The organism is Serratia sp. CY33802, from assembly GCF_052169095.1.
GTDB lineage: Bacteria > Pseudomonadota > Gammaproteobacteria > Enterobacterales > Enterobacteriaceae > Serratia > Serratia bockelmannii.
In genome coordinates, this window is sequence record NZ_JBJNLL010000006.1 from 136,107 (window position 1) to 162,017 (window position 25,911).

25 protein-coding genes are annotated in these 25,911 nt (G+C 61.6%); 19 read left to right on the forward strand and 6 right to left on the reverse strand.

The window, feature by feature from the left end; all coding sequences use genetic code 11:
* Nucleotides 1-8 precede the first annotated feature (8 nt).
* The gene (locus tag ACJ8HA_RS18185; RefSeq protein ID WP_043142044.1) at nt 9-1,274 is read right to left on the reverse strand and encodes a 4-aminobutyrate--2-oxoglutarate transaminase; all 1,266 of its coding nucleotides are present in this window, start codon (nt 1,272-1,274) and stop codon (nt 9-11) included.
* 121 nt (nt 1,275-1,395) lie between these two features.
* Between ACJ8HA_RS18185 and pdxR the strand changes: the two genes are divergently transcribed.
* On the forward strand, nt 1,396-2,886 hold the full coding sequence (pdxR, locus tag ACJ8HA_RS18190; protein ID WP_025304339.1) for a MocR-like pyridoxine biosynthesis transcription factor PdxR: 1,491 nt from the start codon (nt 1,396-1,398) through the stop codon (nt 2,884-2,886).
* 13 nt (nt 2,887-2,899) lie between these two features.
* Here the strand turns inward: pdxR and ACJ8HA_RS18195 are convergent, their stop codons facing one another.
* Nucleotides 2,900-4,519, reverse strand: coding sequence for an ABC-F family ATP-binding cassette domain-containing protein (locus tag ACJ8HA_RS18195; RefSeq protein WP_442515431.1), 1,620 nt, complete (start codon nt 4,517-4,519; stop codon nt 2,900-2,902).
* 307 nt (nt 4,520-4,826) lie between these two features.
* Between ACJ8HA_RS18195 and ACJ8HA_RS18200 the strand changes: the two genes are divergently transcribed.
* Nucleotides 4,827-6,848 (forward strand): oxidoreductase, encoded by a 2,022-nt coding sequence (locus ACJ8HA_RS18200; RefSeq protein ID WP_197770763.1) that lies wholly within the window; start codon nt 4,827-4,829, stop codon nt 6,846-6,848.
* A 194-nt stretch (nt 6,849-7,042) separates the two neighbouring features.
* Here ACJ8HA_RS18200 and rlmG read toward each other — a convergent pair whose 3' ends face one another.
* The gene (gene rlmG / locus ACJ8HA_RS18205; RefSeq protein WP_060434619.1) at nt 7,043-8,182 is read right to left on the reverse strand and encodes a 23S rRNA (guanine(1835)-N(2))-methyltransferase RlmG; all 1,140 of its coding nucleotides are present in this window, start codon (nt 8,180-8,182) and stop codon (nt 7,043-7,045) included.
* Between the two features lie 149 nt (nt 8,183-8,331).
* Between rlmG and ACJ8HA_RS18210 the strand changes: the two genes are divergently transcribed.
* From ACJ8HA_RS18210 to sstT, 5 genes are all read left to right on the forward strand, one after another.
* Nucleotides 8,332-8,838, forward strand: coding sequence for a M48 metallopeptidase family protein (locus ACJ8HA_RS18210; protein ID WP_004937154.1), 507 nt, complete (start codon nt 8,332-8,334; stop codon nt 8,836-8,838).
* Nucleotides 8,839-8,888: 50 nt separating this feature from the next.
* Complete coding sequence (locus ACJ8HA_RS18215) at nt 8,889-9,869, forward strand: Gfo/Idh/MocA family protein (RefSeq protein ID WP_025304343.1); 981 nt, start codon at nt 8,889-8,891, stop codon at nt 9,867-9,869.
* Between the two features lies 1 nt (nt 9,870).
* Nucleotides 9,871-10,602, forward strand: a complete 732-nt coding sequence (locus ACJ8HA_RS18220; RefSeq protein WP_148123770.1) for a glutamine amidotransferase — start codon at nt 9,871-9,873, stop codon at nt 10,600-10,602.
* A gap of 252 nt (nt 10,603-10,854) precedes the next feature.
* The gene (locus ACJ8HA_RS18225) at nt 10,855-11,823 is read left to right on the forward strand and encodes a TerC family protein (RefSeq protein ID WP_025304345.1); all 969 of its coding nucleotides are present in this window, start codon (nt 10,855-10,857) and stop codon (nt 11,821-11,823) included.
* 262 nt (nt 11,824-12,085) lie between these two features.
* Nucleotides 12,086-13,321 carry a serine/threonine transporter SstT gene (gene sstT, locus ACJ8HA_RS18230; RefSeq protein WP_025304346.1) on the forward strand — a complete coding sequence of 412 codons (1,236 nt, stop codon included), beginning with the start codon at nt 12,086-12,088 and terminating at the stop codon, nt 13,319-13,321.
* A 52-nt stretch (nt 13,322-13,373) separates the two neighbouring features.
* Here sstT and ACJ8HA_RS18235 read toward each other — a convergent pair whose 3' ends face one another.
* On the reverse strand, nt 13,374-14,861 hold the full coding sequence (locus ACJ8HA_RS18235; RefSeq protein ID WP_442515432.1) for a UxaA family hydrolase: 1,488 nt from the start codon (nt 14,859-14,861) through the stop codon (nt 13,374-13,376).
* 20 nt (nt 14,862-14,881) lie between these two features.
* Nucleotides 14,882-16,294, reverse strand: coding sequence for a glucuronate isomerase (uxaC, locus tag ACJ8HA_RS18240; protein ID WP_442515433.1), 1,413 nt, complete (start codon nt 16,292-16,294; stop codon nt 14,882-14,884).
* Between the two features lie 284 nt (nt 16,295-16,578).
* Here uxaC and ACJ8HA_RS18245 point away from each other — a divergent pair, with 284 nt between their 5' ends.
* From ACJ8HA_RS18245 to ACJ8HA_RS18295, 11 genes are all read left to right on the forward strand, one after another.
* The gene (locus ACJ8HA_RS18245) at nt 16,579-17,877 is read left to right on the forward strand and encodes an MFS transporter (RefSeq protein ID WP_043142012.1); all 1,299 of its coding nucleotides are present in this window, start codon (nt 16,579-16,581) and stop codon (nt 17,875-17,877) included.
* 118 nt (nt 17,878-17,995) lie between these two features.
* A complete protein-coding gene (exuR, locus tag ACJ8HA_RS18250) occupies nt 17,996-18,772 on the forward strand; it encodes a transcriptional regulator ExuR (RefSeq protein ID WP_033636102.1) in 777 nt (258 codons plus the stop codon).
* 186 nt (nt 18,773-18,958) lie between these two features.
* Entirely contained in the window at nt 18,959-19,405 is a 447-nt protein-coding gene (locus tag ACJ8HA_RS18255; protein WP_025304351.1) for a hypothetical protein, read from the forward strand.
* 136 nt (nt 19,406-19,541) lie between these two features.
* Entirely contained in the window at nt 19,542-20,222 is a 681-nt protein-coding gene (locus ACJ8HA_RS18260) for a DedA family protein (protein ID WP_025304352.1), read from the forward strand.
* Nucleotides 20,219-20,593: an EnvZ/OmpR regulon moderator MzrA gene (gene mzrA / locus ACJ8HA_RS18265; protein ID WP_004937130.1), complete on the forward strand. Its 375-nt coding sequence runs from the start codon at nt 20,219-20,221 to the stop codon at nt 20,591-20,593. The genes ACJ8HA_RS18260 and mzrA overlap by 4 nt, the downstream gene beginning before the upstream one ends.
* A 242-nt stretch (nt 20,594-20,835) precedes the next feature.
* Nucleotides 20,836-21,207 carry a DUF1090 domain-containing protein gene (locus tag ACJ8HA_RS18270; RefSeq protein WP_025304353.1) on the forward strand — a complete coding sequence of 124 codons (372 nt, stop codon included), beginning with the start codon at nt 20,836-20,838 and terminating at the stop codon, nt 21,205-21,207.
* Between the two features lie 164 nt (nt 21,208-21,371).
* Nucleotides 21,372-21,677, forward strand: coding sequence for a DUF883 family protein (locus ACJ8HA_RS18275; protein ID WP_004937125.1), 306 nt, complete (start codon nt 21,372-21,374; stop codon nt 21,675-21,677).
* A gap of 2 nt (nt 21,678-21,679) precedes the next feature.
* Nucleotides 21,680-22,081: a phage holin family protein gene (locus tag ACJ8HA_RS18280; protein WP_442515434.1), complete on the forward strand. Its 402-nt coding sequence runs from the start codon at nt 21,680-21,682 to the stop codon at nt 22,079-22,081.
* Entirely contained in the window at nt 22,078-22,365 is a 288-nt protein-coding gene (locus ACJ8HA_RS18285) for a YqjK-like family protein (RefSeq protein WP_004937121.1), read from the forward strand. Before ACJ8HA_RS18280 ends, ACJ8HA_RS18285 begins: the two co-directional genes overlap by 4 nt.
* Before the next feature lie 295 nt (nt 22,366-22,660).
* The gene (locus ACJ8HA_RS18290) at nt 22,661-23,056 is read left to right on the forward strand and encodes a DoxX family protein (protein WP_004937119.1); all 396 of its coding nucleotides are present in this window, start codon (nt 22,661-22,663) and stop codon (nt 23,054-23,056) included.
* Nucleotides 23,057-23,127: 71 nt separating this feature from the next.
* On the forward strand, nt 23,128-24,114 hold the full coding sequence (locus ACJ8HA_RS18295) for a glutathione S-transferase family protein (RefSeq protein WP_049204378.1): 987 nt from the start codon (nt 23,128-23,130) through the stop codon (nt 24,112-24,114).
* Nucleotides 24,115-24,164: 50 nt separating this feature from the next.
* Here the strand turns inward: ACJ8HA_RS18295 and ACJ8HA_RS18300 are convergent, their stop codons facing one another.
* Complete coding sequence (locus ACJ8HA_RS18300) at nt 24,165-25,061, reverse strand: LysR family transcriptional regulator (protein ID WP_025304355.1); 897 nt, start codon at nt 25,059-25,061, stop codon at nt 24,165-24,167.
* A 107-nt stretch (nt 25,062-25,168) separates the two neighbouring features.
* Between ACJ8HA_RS18300 and ACJ8HA_RS18305 the strand changes: the two genes are divergently transcribed.
* Nucleotides 25,169-25,870: a pirin family protein gene (locus tag ACJ8HA_RS18305; protein WP_033636111.1), complete on the forward strand. Its 702-nt coding sequence runs from the start codon at nt 25,169-25,171 to the stop codon at nt 25,868-25,870.
* Nucleotides 25,871-25,911 lie beyond the last annotated feature (41 nt).

The following is a 25,911-nucleotide window of genomic DNA, read 5'->3' on the forward strand; positions in this document are numbered from 1 at the left end:
TTCGCTCCTTAGTGGGCCAGCGCGCGGGACAGAATGCCCATCGCCTTGGTGAACTGATCGTCCGGGATGGTCAGCGGGTAGAGGAAGCGGATCACGTTGCCGTTCACGCCGCAGCTCAGCAGCAGCAGCCCTTCCGCCATCGCCTTCTGCTGCACCTGACGGGTGATCTCCGCCGAAGGCTTGCCGGTAGATGGATCGTTGAACTCCACCGCCACCATCGATCCCTGCGCGCGCACATCGGCGATCGCCGGGCTGGTTTTGCGCGCCTGCTGGAGCACTTCCACCAGGTGCTGCCCCAAGCGCTGGGCGCGCTGGCACAGCTGCTCTTCGTCGATCACGTCCAGCACCGCGTGCGCGGCGGCCACCGCCAGCGGGTTACCGGCGTAGGTGCCGCCCAGCCCGCCCGGCGCCGGCGCGTCCATCACCTCGGCGCGGCCCGCCACCGCCGACAGCGGCATGCCGCCCGCCAGGCTTTTCGCCATGGTGATCAAATCGGGCTTAACGCTGTAGTGCTCCATGGCGAACAGCTTGCCGGTACGGGCGAAGCCGGTCTGCACCTCGTCGGCGATCAGCAGAATGCCGTGCTGGTCACACAGCGCACGCAGCGCCTGCATGAACTCGGCCGGCGCCACGTTGAAGCCGCCCTCGCCCTGCACCGGCTCCAGCACGATCGCCGCCACCTGCTTGGGATCGATATCCGCTTTAAACAGGCGATCCAGGCTGTTCATCGCGTCTTCGGTGGTCACGCCGTACAGCGCATTCGGGTACTGGCCGTGGAACACCGAGCCGGGGAATGGGCCAAAGCCCAGTTTGTAAGGCGCCACTTTGCCGGTCAGCGCCATGGTCATATAGGTGCGGCCGTGGAAGCCGCCGCCGAAGGTGATCAAGCCCGGACGGCCGGTGTAAGCGCGGGCGATCTTCACCGCGTTTTCCACCGCTTCCGCGCCGGTGGTGAAGAAAGCGGTTTTACACGGACCGGCGATCGGCGCGCGCTGGTTGATGCGCTCCGCCAACGAGACATAGCTTTCGTAAGGAACGATCTGATAGGCGGTGTGGGTGAAGGCCTGCAGCTGCTTTTCAATTGCGGCGATCACTTTCGGGTGGCGATGCCCGGTGTTCAGCACGGCGATCCCCGAAGCAAAGTCGATCACTTCTTTGCCTTCCACATCCCACAGCGTGGCGTTCTCTGCGCGCTCGGCGTAAAAACCACACATCACGCCCACTCCGCGCGGGGTGGCGTCCTGACGGCGTTGGTTCAATTCTGCGTTTTTCATGCTGTTCTCTCCGGTCGGTGCCAGTTACACGTTTCGTTCACATTCGTGAAACAATGCCGTTTATTTACACAGGATGTGGCCCTATAATCGAGTGCCAGTTACGAATAATTGAGGGATCCAATTGCGCTCATTGAGTGGTGATCTGTTGCTGCAGCGCCTCGGCGAACAGCCCGATGACAAGCTGCACAAGCGGCTTTACAACGCGATCCGCACCAGTATTCTCGACGGCAGCCTGCCGCCCTCCAGCCGCCTGCCCGCCTCGCGCGATCTGGCGCAGGAGCTCAGCCTGTCCCGCAACACCGTGTTAACCGTTTATGAACAACTGCTGGCGGAAGGCTACGTATCGGCGCGCGCCGGCAGCGGCACCTTCGTTGCCGACACGGTGCCGGACAGCTGCCTGTCCACCGGCGGCGCTCCGGCGGACGGCAGCGGGCAACCGCGGCGCGTCGAACTGTCGGAGCGCGGCGCCACGCTGCTGCACCACGCCAGCGCCAGCCCCAAACAGTGGGGGGCATTCATTCCCGGCGTCCCCGACGTCAACGCCTTTCCCCATCAGCTGTTCAGCAAGATCCAGGCGCGCCTCAGCCGCCGCCCGGCGCCGCAGCGGCTGACCTACAGCAATCAGGGCGGCAGCCCGGAGCTGCAGCATGCGTTGGTGGAGTATTTACGGGTGGCGCGCTCGGTGCGCTGCTCGCCGGAACAGATCCTGATCACTGAAGGCATCCATCAGGCGATCGATCTGGTGACGCGCATGTTGTGCAATCCGGGGGATGACGCCTGGATCGAAGAACCGGGCTATTGGGGGATCCGCAATATCCTGCGCATCAATGCGTTGAACATCTGCCCGCTGGCGGTGGACGAGGCCGGGCTGGTGCCGCCGGAGCAGCCAACGACGCCACCCCGCCTGATTTTCGTCACCCCGTCGCACCAGTATCCGCTCGGCTCGGTGATGAGCCTGGCGCGCCGCCAACGGCTGCTGGCGCTGGCGCGCAACGCCGGCGGCTGGATCGTCGAGGACGACTACGACAGCGAATTCCGCTTTTCCGGCCAACCGATCCCGGCGCTGCAAGGGCTGGAGGCCGACGCGCCGGTGATCTACATCGGCACCTTCAGCAAAACGCTCTACCCGGCGCTGCGCCTCGGCTATGTGGTATTGCCGCCGCCGCTGGTGCAGCCGCTGAAAACCGCCCACGCCGAGCTGTATCGCGGCGGGCACCTGCTGATCCAGAGCGCGCTGGCGGAATTCATCCAAGAGGGGCACTACACCGCGCACATCCGCCGCATGCGGCTGCTGTACGCCCGGCGGCGCGCCTTCCTGACCGGCCTGATCGAACAGCACCTCGGCAAACAGGCGCTCAGCGAATTCAACAGCAACGCCGGATTGCACCTGATCCTCAACCTGCCGGACGAGGCCGACGACGTGGCGATCGCCGCCGCCGCCGGCGCGCAGGGGGTGCTGGTGCGGCCGCTGTCGCGCTACTACATGCTGCCCAACCGCCGGCGCGGCCTGCTGATGGGGTTTGCCTGCGTGCCGGAAGAACAGATGGCCGCGGCCTTCACCCAGCTGCTGGCGTGCATCAACGTACCTGCAATGAAAAAGGCGGCTCCTTAAGGTCGCCTACGCATTACCAGGCCTGAAGCCGCCAGCCATCCGCCTGCCGGTGCAGGCGGTGCGTCGGCCGCAGCGCCTGCAGGAAGTCTTCGTCGTGCGACACCACCAGCATCGCGCCGGGGAAATCCGCCAGCGCAGTTTCGATCGCCAGCGACGACGCCAGATCCAGGTGGTTGGTCGGCTCGTCGAGCAACAGCAGCTGCGCCGGTTGCTGTCGCCACAGCGCGCAGGCCAACGCCGCCTTGAGCCGTTCACCGCCGCTCAGCGAGCCCAGCGGCAGCGCGATGCGATCTGCGCCAAGCTGCAGCTGCGCCAACCGGGTGCGCAACGCGCCTTCCGCCAGCGGCGAATCCTGCAGCCCCAGATGCTCCATCACCGACAGATTCGGGTCGAGCTGCGACAGGGTTTGATCGAGGTAAGCCGTCGGCAGCGGGCAATGACAATGGCCGGAAAGCGCCGTCAGCTGACCGAGAACGGTCTTCAGTAAGGTGGATTTACCGCAGCCGTTGGGGCCGGTCAGCGCCACGCGCATCGGGCCGTCGATACGCAGATCGAGCGGCGGCGCGCTGACGAACGGCAGCTGCAGCCGCTCGAGCACCAGCACCTGCTTGTTCGCGTTCACTTCGCTGCCCGGCAGCGCCAGCAACACCGGCTGTTCCTCTTCCACCCGCTGGTAGGCTTCGCGCACCGCCGCATCGAGGCTGTCGCGCCGATCCTGATGCTGTTTGCGCAGCGTGCCGAGGCTCTCTTTCGCCGCCGACTTGTAGGCCACCCGCTCGAAAGAGGCGATATTCAGCGTATCGACGACGCGCAGCGTTTGCGCCGAGCGCCGCTGGCTCATGTCGTGCTCTTTCTGTTGGCGGGCGCGGGTGCGGCGGCGCTCCTCGCGCGCATGCTCCAGATCGGCGCGCGCCGCCTGCTGCTCTGTATCGCGCTGGCGCCGGTAGTCATCATAGTTGCCGCCGTAGCTGCGCAGCGCGCCGGGCGTCAGTTCGACGATGCGCTCCATGTGCGCCAGCAGCTGCCGGTCATGGCTGGCGATCAGCAACCCGCCCCGCCACTGATCCAGCTGCTGATACAGCCAGGCGCGCCCGACGCTGTCGAGGTGGTTGGTCGGTTCGTCCAGCAGCAGAAAATCCGCTTCGCCGAGCAAGGCGCCGCACAGCGCCGCGCGCATCCGCTCGCCGCCGCTCAGCGAACTGGCGGATCGCAACGGATCGAAGGCCGGCAGCCCGGCGGCGGCGAAGGCGTTTTGCAGGCGATCGTGGAGATCCCATCGCCCTTCCAGACGATCGATATCGTCCGCCAGCGGCCGCCCCTGCTCGAGACGCGCCAGCGCGGCGAACGCCTCGCCATAGCCCAACAGCTGGGCCAGCGTGGTGTCCGCGGCGATCTCCGGCTGCTGCGCAACGTAAGCTACTGCGGCATGAGATTCGACGTGACCGTTACCCGGCCGATCCAACCCGGCGATCAGGCGCAGCAGCTGGGTTTTGCCGACGCCGTTGCGTCCCACCAGGCCACAGCGCTGCCGATCGAAAGCGAGATCCAGCGGGCCGAACAGCGTTTCGCCGTCAGCAAATTGGCAGGTCAGTTGATGTAAAACGAAATAAGGGGACTGCGCAAAATGAGCCATAAGCACTCCTGAATGAGATCAAAACATCCCCACAGGGCGCAAGAGCGCACAGCGTGGGACCAGATATCAACAGGTGTGGGTGTTCATTTTCGGTTATGGCTCCGCAGAGAGAAGGAATTTACAACGCGCAAAGGTTAACCGATCTTTTGTTCGTTATGCAAACAGAGTCTGAGATTCATGACGTCTATCACATTCGGCGCAACGCAGATTCCCAAGCGGCATGACAACGGCTAGATTTATCTCATCCGACCACTTGTGTTCACATAATTATAACAACGGGCCCCGATTTCACCCGATGGAGAGTGCAATGAGCAATTACCCTCACCTGCTGGCGCCGCTGGATCTCGGCTTCACCACCCTGAAAAACCGGGTGCTGATGGGATCGATGCATACCGGCCTGGAAGAGCTGCCCGACGGCCCGCAGCGCCTGGCCGCGTTCTATGCCGAGCGCGCCGCCGCCGGCGTGGCGCTGATCGTCACCGGCGGCATTGCCCCGAACGAACAGGGCGTGGTGTTTCGCGGCGGTTCGATCCTCAACAGCGAAGCGCAATTGCCTCACCACCGCCCGGTAACCGAGGCCGTCCACCGGGCGGGCGGCAAAATTGCGCTGCAGATCCTGCACACCGGCCGCTACAGCTATCAACCCAAGCTGGTGGCCCCTTCCGCGCTGCAGGCGCCAATCAACCCGTTTACGCCGAGCGCCCTGAGTGAAGCGGAGATCGCGCAGACCATCGCCGACTTCGCCCGCTGCGCGGCGCTGGCGCAGCAGGCCGGCTACGACGGCGTTGAAGTGATGGGTTCCGAAGGCTACCTGATCAACCAATTCTTGACGACGCGCACCAACCAGCGCGATGACCAATGGGGCGGCAGCTTCACCAACCGCATGCGCTTCGCCGTCGAGACCGTCAGGGCGGTACGCCAGGCCGTGGGCCCGGAATTCATTCTGATCTACCGGCTGTCGATGCTTGATCTGGTGGAAGACGGCTCCAGTTGGGAGGAGATCGAGCAGCTGGCGCTGGCGATCGAACAGGCGGGCGCCACGATCATCAATACCGGCATCGGCTGGCACGAAGCACGTATTCCGACCATCGCCACCATGGTGCCACGCGCCGGGTTCAGCTGGGTGACCCGCAAGCTGATGGGCAAGGTCGGCATCCCGCTGATCACCACCAATCGCATCAACGATCCGGCGGTGGCCGAGCAGGTGCTGGCGGACGGCTGCGCCGACATGGTGTCGATGGCGCGCCCGTTCCTCGCCGACGCCGCCTTTGTGCAGAAAGCCGCCGAGGGGCGCGCCGACGAGATCAATACCTGCATCGGCTGCAACCAGGCCTGCCTCGACCAGATATTTGAAGGCAAGCTGACCTCCTGCCTGGTCAACCCGCGCGCCTGCCGCGAAACCGAAATGCCGCTGACGATGGCGGAGAAACCGAAAAAGCTGGCGGTGATCGGCGCCGGCCCCGCCGGGCTGGCCTTTGCCACCACCGCCGCCAGCCGTGGCCATCAGGTGACGCTGTTCGACGCCGCCGAGCAGATCGGTGGCCAGTTCAACATCGCCAAACAAATCCCCGGCAAGGAAGAATTCCATGAAACCCTGCGTTACTTCCGCCGCCAGCTGGCGCTGCGCGAAGTGACGGTCAGGTTGGGCGTCAAGGTCGAGGCGGCGGATTTAAGCGAATTCGACGAAGTGATCCTCGCCTGCGGCATCGTGCCGCGCACCCCGGACATCCCCGGCATCGGGCACGCCAAGGTGCTGAGCTATCTGGACGTGCTGCGCGATAAAAAACCGGTCGGCCAGCGGGTGGCGATCATCGGCGCCGGCGGCATCGGCTTCGACACCGCCGAGTACCTCAGCCAGCACGGCGTATCCAGTAGTCTGGATCAGGCGGAATTCAACCGCGAATGGGGCATCGATGGTCGCCTTGAGCAGCGCGGCGGGCTAGCGGTAGAAGGGCCGCAGGCACCGCGTGCCGCGCGGCAGATCTATCTGTTGCAGCGTAAAACCAGCAAGGTGGGCGAAGGCCTGGGGAAAACCACCGGTTGGATCCACCGCGCCAGCCTGGCGATGCGCGGCGTGAAGATGCTCAACAGCGTCAGCTACCGGCTGATCGACGATGAAGGGCTGCATATCACCCGCGCAGAGCAGGAAAGTTGCCTGCCGGTGGACACGGTGATCGTCTGTGCCGGGCAGGAACCGCGCCGCGAACTGCAGCAGCCGCTGCTGGCGATGGGGAAAAGCGTGCACCTGATCGGCGGCGCCGACGTGGCTGCCGAGCTGGACGCCCGCCGTGCGATCGATCAGGGCACGCGGCTGGCGATGTCACTGTAAAAAAGGGGCGCCCGGCGCCCCTGATATTGATGACAAACCTCATCCCCATGCCGGGTAGGCAGAGACCAGCGAAAAGAAAACAAGGAAAATCAATTTATTGATTTTCGGCTGATAACCACAAAGGGGGAAAAACCACGCTTTTTCCCCCTTTGTCTACAGACTGAGGGGCGCCCGGCGCCCCTGGTTATTCACGCTCAGCGACGCGCGCCGGATTTCACCGCTTTCAGGATCACGAACTTCTTGTTCGAGGCCACCAGCGTGCAGTTGCCGAACAGGCGCTTGAGTTTCTGATGGTAGTCGAGGTGACGGTTGCCGACGATGCGCAATTCGCCACCCACCTGCAGGCAGCGCTTGGCGTCGCAGAACATCTGCCAGGCGGTGTGATCGGTAATGGCGTGTTGCTGGTGGAACGGTGGGTTGCACAGCACCGCCTGCACGCTTTCACGCTCGATGCCCGCCAGCGCGTTGTTCACCTCAAACTGACAGCGATCCAGCTCTTGCGGCAGGTTGTGCTCCACATTCAGCTCGCTGGAAGCCACCGCCATGTAAGATTCATCGACGAAGGTCATCTGCGCTTCCGGGTTTTGCGCCAGCGCCGCCAGGCCAATCACGCCGTTGCCGCAGCCCAGATCGATGATATGGCCGTTCAGGCCACGCGGCAGATGATCCAGGAACAGGCGCGCGCCGATATCCAGGCTGCCACGCGAGAAGACGTTGGCGTGGTTGTGGATCAGCCAATCGGTGCCGTCCAGCGTCCAGTTGGTGGTTTCCGCTGCCGCCGGCGGGACGATGTCCGCCGCCTGACAGAAGATCAGGCGCGCCTTCTTCCACGCCAGGCTGGTGCGCGTCGGGCCCAGCACCTTTTCAAACAGCTGCATCGTCGAGGTATGCACGTCGCGCGCCTTGGCGCCGGCGACGATCAGCGTGTCTTCGGTCACGACGTGGCGCAGCGCGCGCAGCTGCTGTTCCAGCAGCGCCAGCGCTTTCGGCACGCGAATCAGCACCACCGCCGGCGCCGCCGGCAGCTCGGCGAGGCTGTCCAACAGCGTGACCTGCTCAGGATCCAGACCGTTGAGCTTGAGGTTGTGACGCGTCGCCAGCTGGCTCATGTACGAGTCGCTGACGCTGTAAGGACGATGCGCGTGCAGCGCACAGGCCAGGGTGCCGAAGTTATCGTTGAAAATCAGCACCGGGCGGCCACCGATATCTACGTTTTCAAGCTGTTGCAGCAGATATTCGTCCGCCGCTTCCCACGCCTGCAGCTGGGTGGATTCTTCCTGTTGGGGATAACGCTCCAGCTCAAGTTGCTGTGTTCCCAGATCGAGTTGGCTCATTGCCCCTCCTGACTGATAAAATTTGGGCTGTTTATCCCCTAAAAACGCCCGTCAGTAAAATGTTTTTTCGGATAAATTGCGTATGTCAGGATTTGAGCGAAAAAACAGCATAGAATGACCGGCTGAATGGCCGTTGATACGGAACAAGAATGTCTGAATTGACCTACCTGCAAGGCTACCCAACGCATCTGCAAAGCCAGGTGCAACAACTGATCCATCAGAATCGGCTGGGGGACGTGCTGCTGCAGCGCTATCCGCAGGTGCACGACTGCACGACCGACAAATCGCTGTATCAGTTTACCGTCGATCTGAAAAACCAGTATCTGCGCAACGCCCAGCCGCTGAGCAAGGTAGCCTACGACAGCAAGATCCACGTCATGAAGCACGCGCTGGGCCTGCACACCGCCATCTCGCGCGTGCAGGGCGGCAAGCTGAAGGCCAAGGCGGAAATCCGCGTGGCGACGGTGTTCAAGGTCGCGCCCGAACCGTTCCTGCGCATGATCGTGGTGCATGAGCTGGCGCACCTGAAAGAGAAAGATCACAACAAGGCATTCTACAGCCTGTGCTGCCATATGGAGCCGGATTACCACCAGTTGGAGTTCGATACCCGGCTGTATCTGACGCACCTTTCGCTGTTCGGCGAGCTGTATGCATAGCGAGTGAGGGCGTGATAATCTGCGGTTTTAAGCCTGGACCGGAGCTCGCCATGATTCGCTTTGCCGTCGTCGGCACCAACTGGATTACGGAACGTTTTATCGATGCCGCCCATGAAAGCGGCAAACTCAAGTTGAGCGCCGTGTATTCACGCTCGCTGGAACAGGCGCAGGCGTTTGGCGCCAACTATCAGGTCACGCAGTTTTTCGACTCTCTCGAGGCGATGGCCCAGTCCGACGCCATAGACGCGGTGTATATCGCCAGCCCCAATTCCCTGCACTGCCCGCAATCGCTGCTGTTCCTGCGCCATAAAAAGCACGTGATCTGCGAAAAACCGCTGGCCTCCAACCAGCGCGAAGCGGAACAGCTGGTAGCCTGCGCGCGGGAAAATCAGGTGGTGCTGTTCGAGGCGTTCAAAAGCGCCTATCTGCCGAATTTTCTGGCGCTGCAACAGGCATTGCCGAAAATCGGCCGGCTGCGCAAAGCCTTCATCAACTACTGCCAATACTCTTCGCGCTACCCGCGCTACCTGGCCGGCGAGAACCCCAACACGTTTAATCCACAGTTCTCCAACGGCTCCATCATGGACATCGGCTACTACTGCCTGGCCAGCGCGGTGGCGCTGTTCGGCGCGCCGCAGTCGGTGCTCGCCAGCGCCACGCTGCTCGATACCGGCGTGGACGCCCACGGCACCGTCTGCCTGAACTACGGCGATTTCGACGTCACGCTTTCCCATTCCAAGGTCAGCGACTCGGCGATCCCCAGCGAGATCCAGGGGGAGGAAGGCACGCTGATTATCGACAAGATTTCCGAGTGCCAGGGCGTGGCGCTGACGCCGCGCGGCGGCAACCGCCAGGATCTGAGCCAGCCGCAGCACATCAACACCATGCTGTATGAGGCGCTGGCCTTCGCCGAGTTGGTTGAGAAGCGTCAGGTGGAACATCCAGGGCTGGAGAATTCGCTGATCGTCGCCCGCCTGCTGACCGACATCCGCCGCCAGACCGGCGTCGTTTTCCCCGCCGACGGAGAATGAGATGAAACCGCTGCTCGTGATGCAAACCGGCGACGCGCCGCAGGCCATTCGTCAGGAATTGGCCAACTTTGATGGCATGTTCCTGCAACAGGGCAATATCGACGCCGAACGCGCGCACATCGTACACTTGCCCGCCGGCGAGCGGCCGTTGCCGCCGGCCGCCTATTGCGGCGTGGTCATCACCGGCTCGCCGGCGATGGTGACCGAACGGCTGCCGTGGAGCGAGGCGGCGGCCGAGTGGCTGCGCCAGGCGATGGCGATCAAACTGCCGCTGTTTGGCGTCTGCTACGGCCACCAGCTGTTGGCCTACGCGCTCGGTGGCGAAGTGGGTTACCACCCGCAGGGCATGGAGGTCGGCACGCTGGAGATCGAACTGCTGCCCGCCGCGGCCGAAGACCGGCGGTTCACCCTGCTGCCGCCGCGCTTCAAAGCCAACCTGATCCACTCGCAGAGCGTGCTGACGCCGCCCGCCGGCGCGCAGACGCTGGCGCGTTCGCAGCAGGATGCGCACCAGATCCTGCGCTATGGCGATCATGCCCTGACCACCCAGTTCCACCCGGAATTCAACGGCGCGGTGATGAGCCAGTATCTGCAGTGGCTCGGCGAGCTGCATCCCGAGCAGCAAGCGCGCTACCACCAGCAACAACAACAGGTTAGCGACACGCCGTTCAGCCGCCTGCTGCTGCAGGGATTCGTCGTCAGCCTCGGCGCGCAAAAAGCGATGGCCGGCTAACGCGATTCACGTTGACCGCCGACACATTTTGCATTACTTTCTGCTCTGCAAAGGGGAGTAACTTCATTGCCGGTCAATCGTCATTACGATGCGCAAGCATCCGGTTACCGGGCAACCTGATGTCAAAGGTGTAATCACCTTCATCAACGTTGTAAGTGAGACCTTGCCGGAAGGCGAGGTTTGCTTGCAGCGTTCACAGAGCGGCTGGCGTCTTCCGACGTTGGCCGTTTTTGTTTTTGAAGGATACCTCTGATGATGAATTCCGTTGGCACACCGTGGTTATGGGGCAGCTTCGCCGCCGTCATAGTCGTGATGCTCGCAATCGATCTCCTGTTGCAGGGCCGTAAAGGCGCACACACCATGACCCTGAAGCAGGCCGCCAGCTGGTCGCTGGTGTGGGTCAGCCTCTCTCTGCTGTTCAATTTCGGTTTCTGGTACTACCTGAATGAAACCGCCGGGCGCGCCGTCGCCGATACCCAGGCGCTGGCCTTCCTGACCGGCTACCTGATCGAAAAAGCGCTGGCGGTGGATAACGTGTTCGTCTGGCTGATGCTGTTCAGCTACTTCGCCGTGCCGGCCAACCTGCAACGGCGGGTGCTGATCTACGGCGTGCTGGGCGCGATCGTGCTACGCACCATCATGATCTTCGCCGGCAGCTGGCTGGTCAGCCAGTTCCAGTGGCTGCTGTATCTGTTCGGCGCTTTCCTGCTGTTCACCGGTATCAAGATGGCGCTGGCGAAGGAAGATGATTCGGCGATCGGCGACAAGCCGCTGGTGAAATGGCTGCGCAGCCGCCTGCGCATGACCGACAGCCTGGAAGGCGAGCGTTTCTTCGTGCGCCGCAACGGCATCCTGTTCGCCACCCCGCTGGTGCTGGTGCTGATCCTGGTGGAACTGAGCGACGTGATTTTCGCGGTGGACAGCATTCCGGCGATCTTCGCCGTGACCACCGACCCGTTCATCGTGCTGACCTCTAACCTGTTCGCCATCATGGGCCTGCGCGCCATGTACTTCCTGCTGGCCAACGTGGCGGAACGTTTCTCGATGCTGAAATACGGCCTGTCGGTGATCCTGGTGTTTATCGGTATCAAGATGCTGATTATCGACTTCTTCCACATCCCGATCGGCATCTCGCTCGGCGTGGTGGCGGGCATCCTGACGCTCACTTTGCTGATCAACGCCTGGGTCAATCGCCGCAACGATCGCCTGGCGAAGAAATAACCATAATCTGTTATCCGGGGCGCTAGTCGCCCCGCGATTGTTTGGCAATTCCCCCAAAACGCCAAACGTTATTGCGATCACACAAATGTAACCAGTATGTTATCAAGTGTTGATCCGCGCTCAGAATTTCACCCTCGCCTCTTTCCAACCTCATTCGATTGCTGAATACTAATTCGGCAAACACACTTAGTTACAGAATCATATAAAGCTGCCCGACGTCGTTCCCGCCGTGGCGGCCAGATAACATCAGGAAGAAAGCACTATGCAAAAACTATTACAAAGGATCACGCAGGGTAGCCTGGTCAAACAAATCATGGTCGGCCTGGTGGCCGGCATTCTGGTGGCGCTGGTTTCGCCGGCGGCCGCTGCGGCCGTCGGCCTGCTCGGTTCCCTGTTCGTCGGCGCGCTGAAAGCGGTGGCGCCGGTGCTGGTGCTGATTCTGGTGATGGCCTCGATCGCCAACCATAAACAGGGGCAGAAGACCAACATTCGCCCGATCCTGTTCCTCTACCTGCTGGGCACCTTTGCCGCCGCGCTGGTGGCGGTCGTCGTCAGCTTTATCTTCCCTTCTACGCTGGCGCTGACCACCGGCGCGACGGACATTACCCCGCCGGGCGGCATTGTGGAGGTGATGAAGGGTCTGTTGATGAGTGTGGTGGCCAACCCGTTCCATGCGCTGATTAACGCCAACTACATCGGTATTCTGGCGTGGGCCGTCGGGCTGGGGCTGGCGCTGCGCCACGCTTCCGAAACCACTAAGGGGCTGATCAACGACATGTCCCATGCGGTCACGCTGGTGGTGCGCGCAGTGATCCGCTGTGCGCCGCTCGGCATCTTCGGCCTGGTGGCTTCCACGCTGGCGGAAACCGGCTTCGGTGTGCTGTGGGGCTACGCCCAGTTGCTGATGGTGCTGCTCGGCTGCATGTTGCTGGTGGCGCTGGTGCTCAACCCGCTGATCGTTTACTGGAAAATCCGCCGCAATCCGTATCCGCTGGTGTTCGCCTGCCTGCGCGAGAGCGGCGTGACCGCCTTCTTCACCCGCAGCTCCGCCGCCAACATCCCGGTGAACATGGAGCTGTGCAAAAAGCTGAATCTGAATGAGGACACCTACTCGGTTTCCATCCCGCTGGGCGCCACCATCAACATGGCTGGCGCGGCGATCACCATCACCGTGCTGACGCTGGCGGCGGTGAACACGCTGGGCATCGCGGTGGACGTCCCGACCGCTCTGCTGCTGAGCGTGGTGGCCGCCCTGTGCGCCTGTGGCGCCTCCGGCGTGGCCGGCGGCTCGCTGTTGCTGATCCCGCTGGCGTGCAACATGTTCGGCATTCCGAACGACGTGGCGATGCAGGTGGTGGCGGTCGGCTTTATTATCGGCGTGCTGCAGGATTCGGCGGAAACCGCCCTCAACTCCTCCACCGACGTGCTGTTCACCGCCGCCGCCTGCCAGGCGGAAGATCAACGGCTGGCGAACGAAGACCCGCTGAAGGTGCGTTAAGCGCAAGTTGCTTCATAAAAAGGCGCTCCCTCGAGCGCCTTTTTTGTCAGCTTTAGAGCGTCACCCCGCTTTTAAAGATCGCCAGCTCGCGGAAATCGTTGGCTTCATTGCGCGCCGGGCGGCCGCTGGCGATCTCGACAATCAGATCGATGAAGCGGCTGAGCAGCGTCTCCATCGCCACGCCGTGAACCAGGCTGCCGGCGTCGAAATCGATCCAGTGCGGTTTCTTCGCCGCCAGCTCGCTGTTGGTGGCCAGCTTCACCGTCGGCACAAAGCCGCCGTACGGCGTGCCGCGCCCGGTGCTGAACAGCACCATATGGCAGCCGGCGCCGGCCAGCGCGCTGGTCGCCACCGCATCGTTGCCCGGCGCGCTGAGCAGATTCAGCCCCGGCACACGCAGCCGCTCGCCGTATTTCAGCACGTCTACCACCTGACTTAGCCCCGCTTTTTGGGTGCAGCCGAGCGATTTCTCCTCCAGCGTAGTGATGCCGCCGGCCTTGTTGCCCGGCGACGGATTCTCATAAATTGGCTGTTGATGGGCGATGAAATAGCGTTTGAAATCGTTGATCATATCGACGGTTTTTTCGAAGGTCTCCCCATCGCGGCAGCGGCTCATCAGAATGCGCTCGGCACCGAACATCTCCGGCACTTCGGTCAGCACCGTGGTGCCGCCGTTGGCTATCACATAGTCGGAAAAGCGCCCCAGCAGCGGGTTGGCGGTGATACCCGACAATCCGTCCGAACCGCCGCACTCCAGGCCGAACTTCAACTCGCTCAGGCGGCCCGGCTCGCGGCGATCGTGGCGCATCTCCCGGTACAGCTCGTGCAACAGCGCCAGCCCGGCTTCCACCTCGTCGTCCTGTTGTTGGCACACCATAAAGCGCAGCCGCCGCTCGTCCGCCATCCCCAGCGTGGCGCGAAAAGCATCTACCTGATTGTTCTCGCAGCCCAACCCGATCACCAGCACCGCGCCGGCATTGGGATGGCGCGCCATGTTCTGCAGCATGATGCGGGTGTTGGCATGATCCTGCCCCAGCTGCGAGCAGCCGAACGGATGGCTGAACAGATGCACGCCGTCGATCCCCTCCGCCTGCGTTTGCTGCAAAAAGCGCTGTTGGATCTGACGGGCGATGCCGTTGACGCAGCCGACGGTCGGCACGATCCACAGCTCGTTGCGGATCCCCACGTCGCCGCCGGCCCGGCGGTACAGCTGCACCTCGCGATCCGCCGCCTGCGGCGGCAACGTTGGGAACTGCGGCTGGTAACGGTAGCTGTCCAGATCGCTCAGGTTGGTTTTGACGTTTTGCGAATGAATGTGCTCCCCAGGCGCAATGGCCGCGAGCGCATGGCCGATCGGCTGGCCGTATTTGATGATGTCTTCGCCCTCGGCGATCGGGCCGAGCGCAAACTTGTGCCCGCGCGCCACCGGCTGCGCCAGCTGAATGCGCTCCCCGTCCAACTCAAGCATTTCTCCGGCGGCCAGATCGCGCAGCGCCACCGCCACGTTATCCTGCTCGTGAATCTTTATCGTACTTTGCATAAACCAGTCCCGGATAACGGCTACGCCAGTTCGATGGCGAAATAGTTTTTGGCGTTGTCGAAGCAGATGTTTTTCACCATCTCGCCCAGCAGCGCGATATCCGCCGGCGCTTCGCCGTCCACCACCCAGCGGCCGATCATCTGGCAAAGGATGCGGCGGAAGTATTCATGCCGCGTATACGACAGGAAGCTGCGACTGTCGGTCAGCATGCCGACGAAGCGGCTCAGCAACCCGAGCTGGGCCAGCTGCGTCATTTGGCGCTGCATGCCGTCCTTCTGATCGTTGAACCACCAACCGGAGCCGAACTGCATCTTGCCCGGCGTGCCTTCCCCCTGAAAATTGCCGATCATGGTGCCGATCACTTCGTTATCGCGCGGATTGAGGCAATAGAGAATGGTTTTTGGCAGACCGCCCTGCCGCGCCTGAGCATCCAGCAGCCGCGACAGCGGTTCCGCCAGCGGCCGGTCGTTGATCGAGTCGAAGCCGATATCCGGCCCGACGGCGGCCAACATGCGGCTGTTGTTATTGCGCAGCGCGCCGATGTGATACTGCTGCACCCAGCCTCGGCGCCGGTATTCGCCGGCCAAAAACAGCAGCACCGCGCTTTTGAACTGGGCGCTCTGTTCCGCCGTCGGCAGCTCGCCGTTCAGGCGGCGCAGCAGGATCGCATCCAGCGCCGCTTCATCGGCCTCGCCGAACACCACCACGTCCAGCGCATGATCGGCCACTTTGCAACCGTGAGCGGCGAAGTGATCCATGCGCTTGTACAGGGCGTCGCACAGCGCGCTGAAGCGGCCGATGGCGGTGTCCGCCGCCGCCTCCAGCTGCCGCAGATAGTCGTTGAAGCCGGACGCATCGATAGTGAAAGCTTTGTCCGGCCGCCAGCTCGGCAGCACCTTGATATCGAAGCTATGATCCTCGGCGATCGCCCGATGATGGCGCAGATCGTCGATCGGATCGTCGGTGGTGCCGACCATTTTCACGTTCATTTGCTGCATGATGCCACGTGCGCGAAACGCATCCTGCGCCAGCAGCGCATTGCCGCGCTGCCAGATTTCATCCGCCGTGGCCGGCGACAACAGCGTATCCGTGATGCCGAACGGCCGGCGCAGCTCCAGATGCGTCCAGTGATAGAGCGGGTTGCCGATGGTGTGCGGCACCGTGGCGGCCCAGGCGTCGAATTTCTCGCGATCGCCCGCATCGCCGGTGCACAACCGCTCCGCCACGCCGTTGGTGCGCATCGCCCGCCATTTGTAGTGATCGCCCCGCAGCCAGATATCGTACAGGTTGCTGAAGCGGGTATTCTCCGCGATCTGCTGCGGCGGCAAATGACAGTGATAATCAAAAATCGGCTGCTGCGCCGCGTAATCGTGATACAAGCGCCGGGCAAATTCGCTGTCCAGCAGGAAATCTTCGCTCAAAAACGTCGCCATCTCGGGCTCCTTACTTGCCGTGCGGCACGGGGTTCGAATCACAAAAGTTATCACACCAATTTTTACTAACGTCCAGCAGATTTTTCCCGAGGTCTGCCGTTCATCCTCTCTCTACGCCCTTTTTCGCTCAATTTACCGGCAAAAATGCCCTATTTCACCGGCAACAGTATTGCTCAGGCGAATAATTCCTTTTGTGATATCACTCAACTTTTAAACCTGTATGACAGGTTATTGTCTCGCCAGCCGCATCGACGGCCACACCTTCAAACGGGGAGACACTTCGGATGCGTAAAATTAAAGGGTTACGCTGGTACATGATCGGACTGGTGACCATCGGCACCGTGCTGGGTTACCTGACCCGCAACGCCATTGCCGTGGCGGCGCCGACGCTGGAAGATACGCTGCACATCACCACCCAACAGTATTCCTATATCGTCGCCGCCTACTCCGCGTGCTACACCGTGATGCAACCGGTGGCGGGCTACGTGCTGGACGTGCTGGGCACCAAGGTCGGCTACGCCATGTTCGCCATTCTGTGGGCGCTGTTCTGCATGGGCACCGCACTGGCCAACAGTTGGGGCGGGCTGGCGTTGGCGCGCGGCGCGGTCGGTATGGCGGAAGCGGCAATGATCCCCGCCGGGCTGAAGGCCAGCAGCGAATGGTTTCCGGCCAAAGAGCGTTCGATCGCCGTCGGCTATTTCAACGTGGGCTCGTCGATCGGCGGCATGATCGCCCCGCCGCTGGTGGTATGGGCCATCGTCGCGCACAGCTGGGAGATGGCGTTCATCATCACTGGCGTGCTGAGCCTGATCTGGGCCATCTGCTGGCTGCTGTTCTACAAACACCCGAAAGATCAGAAGAAACTGAGCCAGGAAGAACGCCGTTACATCCTCGAAGGCCAGGAAGCGCAGCACCAGACCTCTAACGCCAAAAAGATGTCCGCCTGGCAGATCGTGCGCAATCGCCAGTTCTGGGGCATCGCGTTGCCGCGCTTTCTCGCGGAGCCGGCGTGGGGCACCTTCAACGCCTGGATCCCGCTGTTCATGTTCAAGGCCTACGGCTTTAACCTGAAAGAGATCGCCATGTTCGCCTGGATGCCGATGCTGTTTGCCGATCTCGGCTGCATCGTCGGCGGTTATCTGCCGCCGCTGTTCCAGAAATATTTCAAGGTCAACCTGATCGTCTCACGCAAGCTGGTGGTGACGATGGGGGCGGTATTGATGATCGGCCCCGGCATGATCGGCCTGTTCACCAGCCCTTACGCGGCTATCGCGCTGCTGTGCGTCGGGGGCTTCGCCCATCAGGCGCTGTCCGGCGCGTTGATCACCCTCTCTTCCGACGTGTTCGGCCGCAATGAGGTGGCGACCGCCAACGGGCTGACCGGCATGGCGGCCTGGACCGCCAGCACGCTGTTCGCCCTGGTGGTCGGCGCCCTGGCGGACACCCTCGGCTTCAGCCCGCTGTTCGCCGCGCTGTCGGTCTTTGACATTCTCGGCGCCATCGTCATCTGGACGGTGTTGCAAAACCGCCCGGCCACCGAACCGCAACCCGCCGCGCTGCAGCCCACCCCGGCGCGCAGCTGATCCCCCGCCCGGCCGCTGCGCCGGGCCCCTTGCTCCTCTGGCAGCGGTGCCGAATAAGTGGTATAACAAATCCGATGGCCACGCGCCCCTTCCCACCGCACCGTATAGAGCATTCACTATGGAATTCACTGAAACCAGACGCCTGTATCAGCAACTGGCCGCCGAGCTGAAGCAACGCATCGAAAGCGGCCGTTATCCGGTAGGCGACAAGCTGCCGGCCGAGCGATACATCGCCGAAGAGATGAATGTCAGCCGCACCGTGGTGCGCGAGGCGATCATCATGCTGGAAGTCGAAGGCTATGTGGACGTGCGCAAGGGATCCGGGATCCACGTGGTGTCCAACCAGCAAAAACACCTGGTGGTGCCGGGCGACAGCATCGAGTTCGCCACCGCCGGCCCGTTTGAGCTGCTGCAGGCGCGCCAACTGATAGAAAGCAACATCGCCGAATTTGCCGCCACCCAGGTGACCAAGCAGGATATCGTGCAACTGATGGAGATCCAGGAGCATGCCCGCAAAGAGGATCGTTTCCGCGACTCGCAGTGGGATCTGAAGTTCCACGTGCAGGTGGCGCTGGCCACCCAGAACACCGCCATGGCCACCATCGTGGAAAAAATGTGGGTGCAGCGGGTCAACAACCCTTACTGGAAGAAACTGCACGAGCATATCGACGAACGTTCGATCGCCAGCTGGTGCGACGATCACGATCAGATCCTCAAGGCGCTGATGCGCAAAGATCCTTACGCCGCCAAACTGGCGATGTGGCAGCACCTGGAAAACACCAAGCAGATGCTGTTCAACGCCACCAGCGACGACTTCGAATACAACGCCGATCGCTACCTGTTCGCCGAGAATCCGGTGGTGCATCTGGATGGCGTGAGCCACGAGCCGAAATAGCCACGGCGGTCAAAAACCGTCGGCTTATGTCAGGTAATGTAAAATCCGCTGAATCGATGCCGGAACCGCCGTTTGCCGTGTACTATTTCACCGTCGGCAACGTAGATTTCCCTGTTGCCAATCGTGCTATTTTGGTAGAGTTAGCCCACTTTTTTACCCATTGCTGCGGGGGCGGGACGCGAATAAATGCGCTGGTTGTTTGCCATGCTGATTGCTGTTTTCTGCTGGACCGGTTCGGTCTCCGGCCCACAGCTATGCGTGGCGTCACCCAAGCCCACCCCCAGCGCGCTGAGCAGCCTGCCGCTGTTGGCGGAGCCGGCGCTTTCCCCCTATGATCAGGTGTATCGGGCGCCGGCCGAAGCGCGCCGCAAAGCCCCCGGCAAGTTGCCGCTGCTGCTGCCCAGAGCGCACTCTTTCTCCGGCTCGCTGCTCGCCTCCTCCCTGCCGGTGCCGGTCTATACCCTGGCCGCAGAGCCGGGCTACCGAATTCGCTTCCCCCGCCAGGACACGCCGGCCCCCAACCGGCTTGCCCAGGTCGACGGGATGCTGGACGCCTCCAGGCAACAGAGTCGGCAGGCCGGCTGGAAAGAAAGTAACATGCAGTACCGTGGCACGCTGACTTACCACCTATGACCGGTGTCGCACCGCTTAGAAACCTTAAAGCAACGCCGTTTCATCGTTATCAGCATTCAGGATCGCCGCGCGTTTTCAGCCCACGCCCGTTCCACCGCTGAGATAAAAATAAACAATGACGTTTTAGGAACACCGGATGGATATCATTAAAGAACTGATACATGCCTTATGGCAGCAGGATTTTGAGACGCTGGCGAACCCTTCGCTGGTGTGGACCCTCTACATCCTGCTGTTCATGATCCTGTTTTTGGAAAACGGGCTGCTGCCGGCCGCTTTCCTGCCGGGCGACAGCCTGCTGATCCTGGTCGGCGTGCTGATCGCCAAAGGCACCATGGGCTTCCCATTGACCATCGTTATCCTGACCGTCGCCGCCAGCCTGGGCTGCTGGGTCAGCTATATACAGGGCCGGTGGCTCGGCAATACGCGAACGGTGCAAGGCTGGCTTTCGCATCTGCCGGCCCACTACCATCAGCGTGCGCATAACCTGTTCCACCGCCACGGCCTTTCCGCCCTGCTGGTCGGCCGCTTCCTGGCCTTCGTGCGCACCCTGCTGCCAACCATCGCTGGCCTGTCCGGCCTGAACAACGCGCGCTTCCAGTTCTTCAACTGGATGAGCGGCCTGCTGTGGGTCTTGATCCTGACGACGCTGGGCTTCGCCCTCGGGAAAACCCCGGTGTTCCGCAAGTATGAAGATCAGCTGATGTTCTGCCTGATGATGTTGCCGCTGGTATTGCTGGTGGTTGGGCTGGTCGGCTCGCTGATCGTGCTGTGGCGCAAGAAACGCGCCAGCGGCCAGAACCCGGGGAAAGGGGCGTGACAGCAAAGCGCCCGCGCTGGCAATACGTCTTGATGATCGCGCTCGCCCTACTGGCGTTGGCGACGCTGCTGGTGCCCTGTATGGTGCGCACCGAGAGCGAGCTGCGCATTCGCGCCAGCCAGCAAGGGCTGTCGCTGCCCGACGGCTTTTACGTCTACCAGCGCCTGGATGAGCGCGGCATCCGCATCAAAAGCATCACGCCGGAAGGTGATGGCCTGGTCATCCGTTTGGATTCGCCGGAGCAGCAGTTGCTGGCGCGCGAAGCGCTGCAAACCATCCTGCCGCCCGGTTACCACATCGCGTTGAGCGAATCCCCCGTGCCATCGCATTGGGTGCGCGAATTTGCGCGTTCCCCACTCAATCTGGGATAATCCCCCTTCAGATGAAGGGGTTTCCTTTCACTGCCATTATCTTCATTTTCATTCGCACCGATTAGCTCAAGAATTAATCAGTCAGCACTGAGTCACGGCTGATTCTTTGGGGGCACGCCGGTTTCATGACTATGCTGAAGGATAACTTCAGCCGGCGATGAACGCCCTCCTCTCGCGCTGCCGCCTTCGGCAGCCAGGAAAGCGGGTGCCTGTTCAGGTACCCCATGAAAAGGAACTGAAAGATGAAATTACGCCACTCCCTGTTACTGCTGTTGCCTCTCTGCACACTGCCGGCCCTCGCTGCGGCCGCTGAGGGCGGTTGTGCCGCCAAAGCGCAAAACATCCAACAGCAAATCGACTACGCCACCCAGCACGGTAACACCCACCGCGTGGACGGGCTAAAAAAAGCGCTGAGCGAAGTGCAGACTCACTGCACCGAAGCCGGCCTGCAAGCCGAACGCCAAAAAAACATCGCAGAGAAACAGCGCAAGGTCGACGAGCGCCGGCAGGAACTGAAAGAAACGCAGCAAACCGGCAAGCTGGACAAGGTCGCCAAGAAGCAGCAAAAGCTGGCGGAAGCGCAAGCTGAGTTGAAACGCGCCCAGGCGGAATAATTTTTTCACACCAGCGGATTTATCGATGAGAGCCCCATCACACGGGATTTCTTAAGCATATGAAATTGATGTCTGGTGTTATCTGCTGGCCATCACCCCTTTGCTCCGGCGAAAAAATCCGCTATGTTAAAAGTCTGTCGAAATAAACGTTAAGGAATAATCACATGGCACATGATTCAAATGCAGAAAACTTACGCGCTGAACTGAAGTCCTTAGCCGATACGCTGGAGGAAGTGCTGAACTCCTCCACCGACAAGCCGAAAGCCGAGCTGGAGAAGCTGCGCTCGAAAGCGGAAGGCGCGCTGAAAGAGACCCGCGCTCGCCTGAGCGACGCCGGTGACAAGCTGGCTTCGCAAACCAAGCAGATCGCCGGCCAGGCCGACGACTACGTGCGCGACAACCCGTGGACCGGCATCGGTATCGGCGCGGCGGTCGGCGTCGTGTTGGGCGTGCTGCTCGCGCGTCGTTAATCATGGCTGAACAACCGCAAGTGCGCGCGCAGGGCCCCGCTAAAGGGGTCCTGGATATCGGTCAGCGCATCATCGCGATCCTGGTCGGCATGGTGGAAACCCGCGTCCGGCTGGCAGTGGTCGAGCTGGAAGAGGAGAAAGCCAACCTCATTCAGCTGCTGATCATGGCCGGCATGACGCTGCTGTTCACCGCCTTCGGTTTGATGAGCCTGCTGATCCTGATCTTCTGGGCCATCGATCCGGTCTACCGGCTGGTGGCGCTGGGCGCGACAACCGGCGTGCTGCTGTTCCTCGCCGTGGTCGGCACCATCTGGACGCTGGTCAAGGCCCGTCGCACCACGCTGCTCGGCGCCACGCGCAAGCAGTTGGAACTCGATCGCGCCGAGCTGGAGCGCGAGCCATGAGCCGCCGCCGCTATCTGGAATGGAAAAAAGAGAGGCTGATTCGGCAGATCCAGCAACAGCGTCTGGATCTGGCCGAACACAAGTCTCTGTGGCTGGAAAAGACCGAACGCATCGACCGCGGCTGGCAAACGGTGTTTGGCCTGCGCCGCTATCTGGTGCTCGGTTCCAGCGTCATGGCGCTGTACGGCATCCGCCATCCCAGCAAGATGATCCGCTGGTCGCGTCGCGCTTTCGGCGCATGGAGCGCTATCCGTCTGTTTAAAAAGACGTTTTCTGCCAAGTAAGCCGCTTAGTCTTTCCTTCAAACCTCCTGTTGCTCTGCCCGCATTTTCTCCCTTGATACAACGCGTCCAACCCCGGGGCCGGGCAACCTGCTGATCGGCGGCATTTTATTAGCACGCTAAAGATTCAGATTTTTTGAAAAATTACGACAGTTTTACTTGCTAACAACCTGAGCACTTCCCGCTTAACATTCACTCCATCAATACGATACGGAGCGGACAGGGTCAGAGACCCGCTACGCCGCCCGTTGATATGACTACCGCCGAACAGGCGCACAAAAACACTTTGGAGTAGATGATGAAAAAATTAGAAGATACAGGTTTGTTGGTTGCTCGTATTCTGATGCCAATCCTGTTTATCGTGGCAGGCTACGGCAAAATGGGTGACGCATATGCCGGTACCCAACAGTACATGCAATCGATGGGCGTGCCTGGCTTCTTGCTGCCGCTGACCATCCTGCTGGAATTTGGCGGCGGTCTGGCGATCCTGTTCGGTTTCCTGACCCGCACCGTGGCGCTGTTCACTGCCGGTTTCACCATCCTGACCGCGCTGCTGTTCCACACTGACTTTGCGGAAGGCGTAAACCAGCTGATGTTCATGAAAAACCTGACCATCGCCGGCGGCTTCATCGTGTTGGCGGTCGCAGGCCCGGGCGGCTTCAGCATCGACCGTCTTCTGAACAAGAAATGGTAATCTAAACTGTCATTCAGGGCCCGGCATGCCGGGCTCTGTCGTTTTTTAACTCGGACACCAAGGAGATTCCCATGGGACAACTCGTCGATGGCGTTTGGCAAGACATCTGGTATGACACCAAATCTACCGGCGGCCGTTTCAAACGTTCAACCGCTCAGTTTCGCAATTGGGTGACCGCCGACGGTCAGCCGGGCGAACACGGCGTGGGCGGCTTCCAGGCCGAAGCGGGCCGTTATCACCTTTATGTTTCTCTCGCCTGCCCTTGGGCGCATCGCACGCTGCTGATGCGCAAACTGAAAGGGCTGGAGCAGATCATTCCGGTCTCGGTGGTGCACCCGCTGATGCTGGAAAACGGCTGGACCTTCGGCCAGGATTTTCCGGAAACCACCGGCGATCCGCTGTATCACGCCGACTTCCTGTACCAGATCTACCTGCGGGCCGATCCGCACTACAGCGGGCGCGTGACCGTGCCGGTGCTGTGGGATAAACAGCGGCAAACCATCGTCAGCAATGAATCCGCCGACATCATCCGCATGTTCAACAGCGCATTTGACGGCGTCGGCGCTCGGGCAGGCGACTACTACCCGACCGCGCTGCGCGGCAAGATCGATGAGCTGAACGGTTGGATTTACGATCAAGTGAACAACGGCGTGTACAAAGCCGGTTTTGCCACCAGCCAGGAAGCCTATGACGAAGCAGTCAACGGGGTATTCAACGCGCTGGAGCGCCTGGAGCAGCTCCTGGGGCAGCATCGCTATCTGACCGGCGATCGGCTGACCGAAGCCGACCTGCGTCTGTGGACCACGCTGGTGCGTTTCGATCCGGTGTACGTCACCCACTTCAAGTGCGATAAACACCGCATCAGCGACTACCTCAACCTGTACGGCTTCCTGCGCGACATCTACCAGATGCCGGGCATCGCCGAGACGGTCAGCCTGCCGCACATTCGCAACCACTACTACCGCAGCCACGCCACCATCAACCCGCACGGCATCATTTCCATCGGGCCGGCGCAGGATCTGGACGAGCCGCACGGCCGCGACCAGCGCTTCGGTTAAGGCGAAAAAAATCCCCTTGCCGCCCGGCAAGGGGATGTCATCCAACCGACTTAACGCTGCGCGAACAGGCGCGGAATTTCGCGCAGGAACCAGGCTTTCGCCTCCCCCATGCTGTCGCGCCGCCAGGCCATGATGATATCGGCTTCGCGGCTGTATTCCGGCCCCACCACGCGCAGCCGCCCGGCCTCGATATCTTTCTCCACCATCGGATACGGCATGGTCGCCACCCCCAACCCGGCCAGCAGCGCCAGACGTTTATCTTCAATGGTGCTCACCGTCAGACGCTGCTGCTTATCCAGCAGCTGTACGGTCAACACCGGGCGCTCACGAGCGGTATCCGCCACCGCGATGCCGCGGTATTTCACGCGGGTCACTTCGGAAAGCGGCTCCGGCTCCAGGTGGATAGGATGATCCGGCGCGGCGACATAAACGCTCATCACCTTATACAGTTTGCGGGTGTTGATCTCCGACGACGCGCGAAAATGCATGTCCGGCGCGATCACGATGTCGGCGCGCCCCTGCTCCAGCCGCTCCCAGGCGCCCGCCAGCACCTCGGTGAAAATCGACACCTGGGTGTTGGCCTTCAGCGCCAGCTTGTCCACCAGCGGGAACAGCAGGCTCGGCGGCGACAGCGCTTCGCTGACGATGGTCAGGTGAGTTTCCCAACCGCGCGCCAGCGCCTCGGCGTCGGTGGTCAGCTTGTCGGCCGCTTCCAGCAGCACCCGCCCGCGTTCCAGCAACATGCGCCCCACGTTGGTGAACTTGGTGCGGTGGCCCGAACGGTCGAACAGCACCACGTCCAATTCTTCTTCCAATTTTTGCATGGTGTAGCTGAGTGCCGACGGCACCCGGCCCAATTCGTCGGCGGCCGCGGCGAAACTGCCGCGCCGGTCGATTGCATCCATCACCCTTAGTGCCTCAAGCGTGAGCGCCCGATCTCTGGCCATCGCATCCCTCTGTCAGGAAATTTGAATATGCCGACCAGATTAACTGGCTAACAATCCGACGTCCAGATGCTTACCATTTGGATAATGAATTTAGAGAGCCGATTGCCATGATTACATGCAGAACAGCACAACAATGCGGGCAAGCTGACTTTGGTTGGCTGCAGGCTCGCTACACCTTTTCCTTTGGTCATTACTTCGATCCCAAACTGATGGGCTACGCGTCGCTGCGCGTGCTGAATCAGGAGGTGCTGGCGCCGGGCGCGTCGTTCCAGCCGCGCACCTATCCCAGCGTCGATATCCTGAACCTGATCCTGCAGGGCGAGGCGGAATACCGCGACAGCGACGGCAACACCGCACGCGCCAAAGCCGGCGAAGCGCTGCTGTTGGCCACCCAGCCAAGCCTGAGCTACAGCGAACAGAACGTCAGCAGCGATACGCCGCTGACTCGTCTGCAGCTGTGGCTGGATGCCTGCCCGGAACGCAACAACGAGCGGGTGCAGCGTTTGACGCTGCCGGCGGCAGGCAACCTGCTGCTGGCCTCGCCTGACGGCGCGCAGGGCAGCCTGCAGCTGCGTCAACAGGTCTGGATCCATCATCTCGATCTGCAGCCGGGCGAAGAACAAACGCTGACGATTAACGGGCCGCGCGCTTATCTGCAGTCGATACACGGCACCATCGCCGCCACCGGCGAGCGCCACGAGGAACAACGCCTGACCTGCGGCGACGGCGCCTTCGTGCGCGAGGAGAATCGCCTGACGATCCGCGCCGAGACGCCGCTGCGCGCGCTGTTGATTGACCTGCCGGTGTAAGGCCGGCCGGAAAACGAAAAACCCCGCGCAACGCCAGTTGC

Excerpts from the sequence above, each read along its gene's own strand:
- ACJ8HA_RS18185 (WP_043142044.1), bottom strand. The coding sequence starts at position 1,274 with ATGAAAAACGCAGAATTGAACCAACGCCGTCAGGACGCCACCCCGCGC.
- ACJ8HA_RS18195 (WP_442515431.1), bottom strand. The coding sequence starts at position 4,519 with ATGGCTCATTTTGCGCAGTCCCCTTATTTCGTTTTACATCAACTGACC.
- ACJ8HA_RS18200 (WP_197770763.1), top strand. The coding sequence starts at position 4,827 with ATGAGCAATTACCCTCACCTGCTGGCGCCGCTGGATCTCGGCTTCACC.
- rlmG (WP_060434619.1), bottom strand. The coding sequence starts at position 8,182 with ATGAGCCAACTCGATCTGGGAACACAGCAACTTGAGCTGGAGCGTTAT.
- ACJ8HA_RS18210 (WP_004937154.1), top strand. The coding sequence starts at position 8,332 with ATGTCTGAATTGACCTACCTGCAAGGCTACCCAACGCATCTGCAAAGC.
- ACJ8HA_RS18215 (WP_025304343.1), top strand. The coding sequence starts at position 8,889 with ATGATTCGCTTTGCCGTCGTCGGCACCAACTGGATTACGGAACGTTTT.
- ACJ8HA_RS18220 (WP_148123770.1), top strand. The coding sequence starts at position 9,871 with ATGAAACCGCTGCTCGTGATGCAAACCGGCGACGCGCCGCAGGCCATT.
- ACJ8HA_RS18225 (WP_025304345.1), top strand. The coding sequence starts at position 10,855 with ATGATGAATTCCGTTGGCACACCGTGGTTATGGGGCAGCTTCGCCGCC.
- sstT (WP_025304346.1), top strand. The coding sequence starts at position 12,086 with ATGCAAAAACTATTACAAAGGATCACGCAGGGTAGCCTGGTCAAACAA.
- ACJ8HA_RS18235 (WP_442515432.1), bottom strand. The coding sequence starts at position 14,861 with ATGCAAAGTACGATAAAGATTCACGAGCAGGATAACGTGGCGGTGGCG.
- uxaC (WP_442515433.1), bottom strand. The coding sequence starts at position 16,294 with ATGGCGACGTTTTTGAGCGAAGATTTCCTGCTGGACAGCGAATTTGCC.
- ACJ8HA_RS18245 (WP_043142012.1), top strand. The coding sequence starts at position 16,579 with ATGCGTAAAATTAAAGGGTTACGCTGGTACATGATCGGACTGGTGACC.
- exuR (WP_033636102.1), top strand. The coding sequence starts at position 17,996 with ATGGAATTCACTGAAACCAGACGCCTGTATCAGCAACTGGCCGCCGAG.
- ACJ8HA_RS18255 (WP_025304351.1), top strand. The coding sequence starts at position 18,959 with ATGCGCTGGTTGTTTGCCATGCTGATTGCTGTTTTCTGCTGGACCGGT.
- ACJ8HA_RS18260 (WP_025304352.1), top strand. The coding sequence starts at position 19,542 with ATGGATATCATTAAAGAACTGATACATGCCTTATGGCAGCAGGATTTT.
- ACJ8HA_RS18270 (WP_025304353.1), top strand. The coding sequence starts at position 20,836 with ATGAAATTACGCCACTCCCTGTTACTGCTGTTGCCTCTCTGCACACTG.
- ACJ8HA_RS18275 (WP_004937125.1), top strand. The coding sequence starts at position 21,372 with ATGGCACATGATTCAAATGCAGAAAACTTACGCGCTGAACTGAAGTCC.
- ACJ8HA_RS18280 (WP_442515434.1), top strand. The coding sequence starts at position 21,680 with ATGGCTGAACAACCGCAAGTGCGCGCGCAGGGCCCCGCTAAAGGGGTC.
- ACJ8HA_RS18285 (WP_004937121.1), top strand. The coding sequence starts at position 22,078 with ATGAGCCGCCGCCGCTATCTGGAATGGAAAAAAGAGAGGCTGATTCGG.
- ACJ8HA_RS18290 (WP_004937119.1), top strand. The coding sequence starts at position 22,661 with ATGAAAAAATTAGAAGATACAGGTTTGTTGGTTGCTCGTATTCTGATG.
- ACJ8HA_RS18295 (WP_049204378.1), top strand. The coding sequence starts at position 23,128 with ATGGGACAACTCGTCGATGGCGTTTGGCAAGACATCTGGTATGACACC.
- ACJ8HA_RS18300 (WP_025304355.1), bottom strand. The coding sequence starts at position 25,061 with ATGGCCAGAGATCGGGCGCTCACGCTTGAGGCACTAAGGGTGATGGAT.
- ACJ8HA_RS18305 (WP_033636111.1), top strand. The coding sequence starts at position 25,169 with ATGATTACATGCAGAACAGCACAACAATGCGGGCAAGCTGACTTTGGT.